The organism is Bacteroides sp. RTP21281st1_H5_RTP21281_210402 (assembly GCF_040918965.1).
GTDB classification, from domain to species: Bacteria; Bacteroidota; Bacteroidia; order Bacteroidales; family Bacteroidaceae; genus Bacteroides; species Bacteroides congonensis.
Genome location: NZ_JBCOWR010000009.1, coordinates 187,546 through 196,005, shown reverse-complemented (window position 1 = coordinate 196,005; position 8,460 = coordinate 187,546). Strand labels below are relative to the sequence as shown.

Here is an 8,460-nt window from a genome sequence, read left to right as displayed (position 1 = left end):
CCTTAAAGGCGGTTCTGGAAAGTTACCGTTTCCAGACTTTCGGTGAATATGTAGCCTTGCTTTCCACACTGAATATAGAAGCGAGGCAGGTGCGCGGCGAATATAAAGGGACAGCGTACACGGGAATCATCTATTCGGCAACCGATGACAGGGGAAAGGTGGTCAGCCCACCTGTAAAAAGTGCCCGGTTCGGCAAACGGTTCGGAGATGCCGGCTTGTCCGAACGGATGATGCGGCATGTCCGGGATTTCAAGGAAGGCAAATGGGGACCGGCCATAGCCGGCAAGGTCGTCCGTGCGATGCGGGATGCCAGGTCTGAACAAGAGTTCAAGGAATTGTTGAAACAGGGACAATTGGATGTGGTATTCCGGAAAAACGACTCAGGACGCATCTATGGCGTTACTTTCATGGACCATGACAGACGCGAAGTGTTCAACGGTTCACGGATGGGAAAAGAATTTTCTGCCAATGTATTCAACGACCTGGCCAAATGGTGGGACGGTATTCCCCGGCAAGAAAAAGAGTCATTCAGCGGACCGGAGCTTTGGAAACAATACGGTCACTCTGTGGAGGATGGCAGTGCGCTTGAACAGGCGGCAGGCATCTTCTCTATGGATACCAATCCGGCCGTCGATTACGAGGAAGAAGCGTTCCGCCGTCGCATGAAACGCAAAAAGAAACCGCAGAAACGCAAGTCGCGCGGCATCTGACACAATCATTATCAAACCGGGGGACCCTGTTCCCCTCAAATGCTACTTTACTATGCAACAGGAAGACGATTTGAGAGCCCTGGCCAAAATCATGGAATTCGGCAGGGCTGTCAGTATTTTCATTTTGGTAGTCCACGTCTATGTGTACTGCTACCCGAGCATGACTGCCTGGCGTCTGAATCTGGAGGTCATCGACCGGATACTCATGAACTTTGACCGGACAACCGGCATATTCGGCTGCATCCTTTGGACCAAGCTCCTGTCCGTGCTTCTGCTGGCCATTTCCTGCGTGGGCACCATCGGTGTGAAAGGGGAAACGATTACCTGGCAACGTATCTGGATGGTCCTGACAACGGGGGCGGTTCTCTTCTTCATGAACTGGTGGCTGCTGGATTTGCCTTTTCCGCACGAGGCGGTCACCTCCCTGTATGTGGTGACGCTGGCAGCAGGCTATCTTTGCCTGCTCATGGCCGGTCTGTGGATCAGCCGCCTTTACCGGCATAACCTGATGGAGGATGTGTTCAACATGGAAAATGAATCCTTCATGCAGGAGACAAGGCTGATGGAGAATGAGTATTCCGTCAACTTGCCTACCCGGTTCCAGTATGGCGGCAAGTTCAATGACGGATGGATCAATGTGGTGAACCCGTTCCGTGCCACCATCGTATTGGGAACGCCGGGGTCCGGCAAATCCTACGCAGTGGTGAATAACTATATCAAACAGATGATTTCCAAAGGTTATAGCACCTATATCTATGATTACAAATTCGATGACCTCTCCACCATTGCCTACAACACCTTGTTGCACAACATGGACAAATACAAGGTGAAGCCCCATTTCTACGTCATCAATTTTGATGATCCGCATCGTTCACACCGCTGCAATCCCATCAATCCGGAGTTCATGACAGACATCTCCGATGCCTACGAAGCAAGCTATACCATTATGTTAAATTTGAACAAAACTTGGATTGAAAAACAGGGAGACTTCTTTGTGGAATCACCGATTATCCTGTTGGCAGCCATCATTTGGTATCTCAAGTGCGCCCATAAGGCGGTGTAATAAATATCTATTTAGCAATAGATTAGGTTAGAGTTCTATGAAAATAAGACCTACTGTCATCCGACTTATCCCAGAGGGAAACCCGAGGGGGAGTGTAGCATGTCGGAGAAGCCATAAGTCAGCCAACTGCCACGCTGCGACTGAATGGCAAGACAGAAAGACGGACATGAGGATGAAGCCTGAACTGGTTGAACAACAATCCAGTGGCACATACCAGGGCTGTGGCGGAAGGCAGTTACCAACGCCATATCGCATGTACCCCAGCAAGTGTTTAGGTTGTATGGGGCAAAGAACTGACTGCGACACGTCTGCAATAAGCAGATTAACGGACGAACGTTGCATCCGACAGTCTGTCATGCTTGTTATTACACCCGCTAAATGGGGATTGCCTAAACCGAAACGCCGAAAGGCTATAGAAGTCGTTCTTGAATATTCGGCATGGCAACGGAGCTTCCGTAGTAGTCCGAGCAGGGTAATGCCCTGCACATGGCGAAGGGAAGCAGTTATATAATCAATATAATCAAAGGAAAATGTGAGAGACATTATGAGAAATCCAAAGAATGTATTGAGCAACTTAGTGAAACACAGCAATGTATCGGGCTATAAGTTCGAACGGTTGTATCGTATTCTATTCAATGAACAGATGTTCTATACCGCCTACCAGCGAATCTATGCCAAACAGGGCAATATGACCGCTGGGACAGACGGCAAGACAGTTGACGAAATGAGTATTCAGAGAATAGAAAATCTAATCTCCAAGCTTAGAGACGAAAGTTACAAACCCAACCCAGCCAAAAGGGTCTATATCTCTAAGAAGAACGGAAAGAAACGCCCGTTGGGCATCCCGTCTTTTGAAGACAAGTTGGTGCAGGAAGTGGTACACATGATACTGGAAGCCATATACGAGGGAAGTTTTGAAAATACCTCACATGGATTCAGACCACGTAGGAGTTGCCAGACTGCATTAACCCAAATTCAAGATACGTTTCTCGGAACAAAATGGTTTATAGAGGGGGACATAAAAGGCTTCTTCGACAACATAGACCATAACGTTCTGATTGGCATACTCGAAGAACGCATAGCGGACGAGAGGTTCATAAGGCTCATCCGTAAATTTCTGAACGCTGGGTATATTGAAAATTGGAAATACAGACACACGTACAGTGGAACTCCGCAAGGCGGCATCATTAGTCCCATACTGGCTAATATTTACCTTGACAAGTTCGACAAGTACATGGAGGAATACGCCCAATCTTTCAATAAAGGCGCAAGCAGAAGATTGGATAAGGATTACCGTCGGATTAAAGACCGTAAGAACAAGCTGGAAAAGAAACTGAAATCCGAAACCGATACAAAGGTACGGAAAGACCTTATTGATAAAATCAAAGGGTATTACCGACAGATGCAACAAATGCCTTGTGTCATGGAAATGGATGAAGAGTACAGACGGTTGAAATATGTCAGATACGCAGACGATTTCTTGATTGGGGTTGTCGGCAGCCATGAAGAATGTGGGCAAATCAAAGCGAATATCACACAATTCATGAAAGATAAGCTAAAACTTGAACTGTCGGCAGAGAAAACGCTTATAACCCAAGCACAAGAAAAAGCTAAATTTCTGGGATATGAAATAACCGTACGCAACTCCAAAGCCACCAAGAGAGATAAGAATGGAGTGCTCAAAAGAATGTTCAACCGCAAGGTTGTGCTTCTGCTCCCGAGAGAGGTGGTCAAGAACAAGTTGATTGACTACAAAGCCATGAGGGTTATACAAACCAATGGCAAGGAGGATTGGAAGCCAAAGGCACGCAGTTATATGATGAACTGCAAACCGGAGGATATTGTAGCCCAATTCAATAAGGAGATAAGAGGATTCTACAATTATTACTCGATAGCGAACAATATATCTACTCTTTGCAAAAGGTTCGGTTATATTATGGAATACAGTATGTACAAAAGCATCGCCAAAAAGCAAAGCAGCAGTGTACGGAAGATTAAAAAGAAATACTCGAAAGACAAAGACTTTGTAATCAGTTACACGGATGCAAAAGGGCAATGCAAATGCCGTGTGTTCTATAATGAGGGTTTCAAGAGAAAAGACGCTCAATGTGATGCTAAATGCGACATAATGCCAAACACCAATTTTCTGCCAGCCTCAAGTCTTGTTGAGAGACTAAAGGCGGAACAGTGCGAGGTATGCGGAGCGCATGGCAAAACGGTGATGCACCATGTTCGTGCCTTGAAAGACTTGACAGGCAAGAACGAATGGGAACGCATCATGCTCAAAATGCACCGTAAAACATTGGCAGTCTGTCCAGAATGTAATGCTAAAATACATGGCAATGTATAACACTAAGTTGAATTATAACGGAGAGCCGTGTACATGGAGACATGTAAGCACGGTTCGGGGGCAGGCTCTCGGAAACCTACCGCAGAAATGCGGCAAGGCGCCGAGTGCCGAGCCTACAATTTACAAGAACGGTATCTACTGCAGCTTCCCTCATGCCGTGGAACTGCTGAACAAGCCTTATTCCGATTTGTTTACCATATTGACCTCCTATCCGGAGCTGGAGAACTATCTTTCTCCTTTCATGGATGCCTGGAAATCAGGAGCTCAAGATCAGTTGCAGGTGCGCCCATAAGGGCATATAATAAATATAGCTTTGGCAAGCTATTAGGTTCGTGTTCTTTGAAATAATAACCTATCACCAGCCGACTTATCCATTCAACGAAAGACGATGGGGAGTGTAGCATGTCGGCAAAGCCACGAGTGGACTAACTGTCAAGTCTTGACCGAGTGGCGAGGTGAAACGATAGATATGAGGATAAAGCCTATACTGGTTGAACGATAGTCCGAGCGGCTCGATGATTAAGCCTTAACGGAAGACAGTTACAGACGTTATGCTGTGGTACCCAACTTCTCCTTGCAGGTCGATTGGGCAAAAGAACTTGTCACAGAGCAACTACATAAATAGTAAAGGACGAAAGTCGTATCCGACAATCTATCAAGCCAAATAGTTATTATATGTCTAAATGGGGATTGCCTAAGTGGGGCAACCCATATGGCAACAGAGCTTCCGTAGTAGTCCGAGCAAGGGAAAACCTTGTACATGGCGAAGGGAAGCAGCCATTATCGTTTAATGTTAATTTTGGAAAATGTGAGAGACATGAAAAGAAATCCAGAAAAGATATTAAACAGTCTAACACAACATAGTTCCGACTTGGAATACAAGTTCGAACGTTTGTATCGGATACTGTTTAATGAAGAGATGTACTACATAGCCTACCAACGCATATATGACAAACAAGGCAATATGACAAAGGGAGTTGACGGAAAAACCGTTGACGGCTTCAGTATATCCCATATTGAGCAGTTGATTGATACGCTCAAAAACGAGACGTATCAGCCTAAACCCTCACAGCGAGTTTACATTCCGAAGAAAAACGGAAAGATGAGACCGCTGGGTATTCCGTCATTTATGGATAAACTTCTGCAAGAGGTTATCAGAATGATTTTGGAAGCTGTCTATGAGGGCAGTTTTGAAAACACTTCACATGGTTTCAGACCGCAACGAAGTCCTCAAACTGCACTTTCAAGCATTCAAAAGTCGTTCAATGGCACAAAGTGGTTTATCGAGGGAGACATTAAAGGATTTTTCGATAACATAGACCATGAAGTATTGATAGCCATTCTTTCAGAAAGGATTTCCGATAACAGGTTTATCAGACTTATCAGAAAATTCCTGAATGCGGGATATGTTGAAGATTGGGTATTCCACAAATCATACAGTGGTACTCCGCAAGGTGGTATTATAAGCCCTATATTGGCGAACATATACCTTGACAAATTCGATAAGTATATCAAGGAGTACATCACAAAATTCAACAAGGGGAAAAGACGCAAAGATAATCCGATTGCAAAACAACTCGGACATCGTAAAGCCAAGTTAGTTGAAAAACTACGAAACACTATTGATGAAACGAAACGTAAACAATTGTTTGCAAGAATTAGAGAAACAGTCAAAGAACGACTGAAATATCCTGCCGGTGATGAAATGGATGACAGTATCAAACGACTGAAATACATAAGATATGCAGATGATTTTCTAATTGGAGTAATCGGTAGCAAGCAAGATTGTATCCAAATCAAAGAGGACATAAAGCAATTTATGGCTGATAAATTGAAACTGGAACTATCTGACGAGAAAACTCTGATTACCAATGCAAGAAAACACGCTAAATTTCTTGGTTATGATGTCTTTGTACGAAAATCCAATGATACACGCAGAGATAAGAACGGTCATTTGACAAGGTCGTTAGACCACAAGATAGTACTATATGTGACTACCGAAATAATGCGAAAGAAACTTCTTGAATATGATGCTGTTAAAATTACCGAGCAGAACGGGAAAGAAGTTTGGAAACCAAAAGGTCGTTCATATATGAGATGTCTTGATGATTTGGAGATTATAAGTCAATATAACTCTGAAATCATGGGGTTCTACAACTATTACTCGATAGCAAACAACAGCCCCGTTATTGACTCTTTCTACAACATTATGGAGTATAGTATGTACAAGACATACGCCGCAAAATACACAACTTCCAAAAAGAAGATTATTGCGAAGTACAAGAAAAACGGTGTATTCTCCATACCATACACAAACAAGAAAGGGTATGAGGTCAGACGTGAGTTTTATGACAAAGGTTTCAAACGCAAGGAACTACCGAACCGTACTTTGGATGACAGATTACCTAACACAGTCGCTATAACGGGTGGCAGAAATGGATTAATTACAAGACTAAATGCACGTGTATGTGAAAACTGCGGTGCAACCGATAATCTTGAAATGCACCATGTTCGCAAACTCAAAAACTTGAAAGGTAAAAGTGATTGGGAAATAAAAATGATTTCTCGTAACCGTAAAACATTAGCAGTATGTTCAATATGTCATCACAAAATACATTCGGGAAAGTTAAACTGAATGATAAGGTGGAGAGCCGTGTACGGGGAGACCTGTATGCACGGTTCGGAGGTGAGTGCTTGGAAACCTACCATTGTAACAAATGGCAAGGCGCTGGGTGCTTAGCCTATGGCCAGATAGCTTCCGCGAAAATCCCACTTACCCGGATGATTTCCCCGCAGCTTTATTGGGTGATGACCGGTAATGATTTTTCATTGGATATCAACAATCCGGCAGAACCTAAAATTTTGTGTGTGGGCAATAATCCGGACCGTCAGAACATCTATTCCGCCGCATTGGGTCTCTACAATTCGCGTATCGTGAAACTCATCAACAAGAAGGGGCAGCTTAAAAGTACAGTCATCATCGACGAGCTGCCCACCATCTATTTCCGTGGACTGGACAACCTGATTGCAACGGCACGCTCCAACAAGGTGGCGGTCTGTCTGGGATTCCAGGACTTTTCCCAGTTGAACCGGGACTATGGTGAGAAGGAAAGCAAGGTTATCCAAAATACGGTCGGCAACATTTTCAGCGGACAGGTGGTCGGTGAAACGGCCAAGACGCTTTCGGAACGTTTCGGAAAGATCCTTCAGAAACGGCAGTCCGTTTCCGTCAACCGTCAGGATGTTTCCACCTCCATCAATACCCAGTTGGATTCCCTAATTCCGGCTTCCAAGATTTCCAACCTGTCACAAGGTTCCTTTGTAGGTGCCGTATCGGACAACTTCGGTGAGAAAATTGACCAGAAGATTTTCCATGCGGAAATTATTGTGGACCATGCCAGAGTGAGTGCCGAAGAAAAGGCATACAAGAGAATACCGGTTATTAACTCCTTCAAGGATAAAGAGGGGAATGACATCATGCTTGAACAGATTCAGCGCAATTACGACCAGATCAAGGCGGATGCCCAAGCCATCATCAACGACGAGATGGAACGGATCATGAATGACCCCGAACTGTGCGAACGGTTGGGGATTGAAAAAACAGAATCTGAAAATAAAGAGGATAGCAAATAAATCATGGCCGGATTTGATTTTCAAGAAACATTCCGTATCTTTGAACCTGAAATAGAACATAACGGCGGATTACGGGATGTTTTCCGTTGCTTATATACATAAGTCGCAAGATGTCACAGGTAGAAATCTGGTAAATTTCAAAAAAAACGATGACTATTGCGTGAGGCTTATGCTATACCTTATAGCATGAGCCCATGCAAGTTATCGTTTGGGCTATTACCAGAGCCTCTACCTGAAACTGCATGGGCTTCATGCTTTTTTCAGATAAGGGTATGGCAAGAATACGAATCGTTATGGCAATTACATTGGATGGATTTCTTCCAAAGCAAGAGGAAAAATTCATGCAATGGCTTATGGAAGAACCTCGAAAAGGTTTTCCGTATTGGAAAGAAAAAGCTTCATTTCAAATCAATGAATTATATGGCATAATAGACCTGTCTGACATGATACGTAGATTTAGCGCGGATTGTATATGCCAGACTATCATACATGATAAAAATAGTGCAGATTATGCCGATGGTCTTTTCCAATATAATCTTGTTGACGAAATGGTTCTTTATACGTTACCGATATCCTACGGGAAAGGATTTTCATTGATGGATAGTATCGGTAAACATCATTGGCAACTCCGCTCTTTCAAACTGTACCCCAATGGCATTTCCCGTTTGGTGTACGAAAAAAGACGTATGTAATAATCCGTGTCA

Annotated in this window: 5 protein-coding genes and 3 pseudogenes; all 8 read left to right on the top strand. The window is 44.0% G+C overall.

All coding sequences use genetic code 11. The annotated features are described in order from the left end of the window. Positions 1–710 (top strand): annotated as a pseudogene (locus AB5443_RS14820) (mobilization protein); the annotation flags it as partial. A 52-nt stretch (positions 711–762) separates the two neighbouring features. Beyond that, positions 763–1,752, top strand: a pseudogene (locus AB5443_RS14815) (YWFCY domain-containing protein); the annotation flags it as partial. A gap of 58 nt (positions 1,753–1,810) precedes the next feature. Continuing rightward, positions 1,811–2,284 (top strand): hypothetical protein, encoded by a 474-nt coding sequence (locus AB5443_RS14810; protein WP_080549565.1) that lies wholly within the window; start codon positions 1,811–1,813, stop codon positions 2,282–2,284. A gap of 33 nt (positions 2,285–2,317) precedes the next feature. Continuing rightward, positions 2,318–4,123, top strand: coding sequence for a reverse transcriptase domain-containing protein (locus AB5443_RS14805; RefSeq protein ID WP_368113332.1), 1,806 nt, complete (start codon positions 2,318–2,320; stop codon positions 4,121–4,123). Beyond that, entirely contained in the window at positions 4,116–4,415 is a 300-nt protein-coding gene (locus AB5443_RS14800) for a hypothetical protein (RefSeq protein WP_368113333.1), read from the top strand. The genes AB5443_RS14805 and AB5443_RS14800 overlap by 8 nt, the downstream gene beginning before the upstream one ends. Positions 4,416–4,940: 525 nt before the next feature. Beyond that, positions 4,941–6,758: a reverse transcriptase domain-containing protein gene (locus AB5443_RS14795; RefSeq protein WP_368113334.1), complete on the top strand. Its 1,818-nt coding sequence runs from the start codon at positions 4,941–4,943 to the stop codon at positions 6,756–6,758. A 110-nt stretch (positions 6,759–6,868) separates the two neighbouring features. Next, positions 6,869–7,756: pseudogene (locus AB5443_RS14790) on the top strand (TraM recognition domain-containing protein); the annotation flags it as partial. Between the two features lie 272 nt (positions 7,757–8,028). Next, positions 8,029–8,448 (top strand): hypothetical protein, encoded by a 420-nt coding sequence (locus AB5443_RS14785; protein WP_039969958.1) that lies wholly within the window; start codon positions 8,029–8,031, stop codon positions 8,446–8,448. The last annotated feature ends 12 nt before the right edge of the window (positions 8,449–8,460 follow it).

Excerpts from the sequence above, each read along its gene's own strand:
- AB5443_RS14785 (WP_039969958.1), top strand. The coding sequence starts at position 8,029 with ATGGCAAGAATACGAATCGTTATGGCAATTACATTGGATGGATTTCTT.
- AB5443_RS14800 (WP_368113333.1), top strand. The coding sequence starts at position 4,116 with ATGTATAACACTAAGTTGAATTATAACGGAGAGCCGTGTACATGGAGA.
- AB5443_RS14795 (WP_368113334.1), top strand. The coding sequence starts at position 4,941 with ATGAAAAGAAATCCAGAAAAGATATTAAACAGTCTAACACAACATAGT.
- AB5443_RS14805 (WP_368113332.1), top strand. The coding sequence starts at position 2,318 with ATGAGAAATCCAAAGAATGTATTGAGCAACTTAGTGAAACACAGCAAT.
- AB5443_RS14810 (WP_080549565.1), top strand. The coding sequence starts at position 1,811 with ATGAAAATAAGACCTACTGTCATCCGACTTATCCCAGAGGGAAACCCG.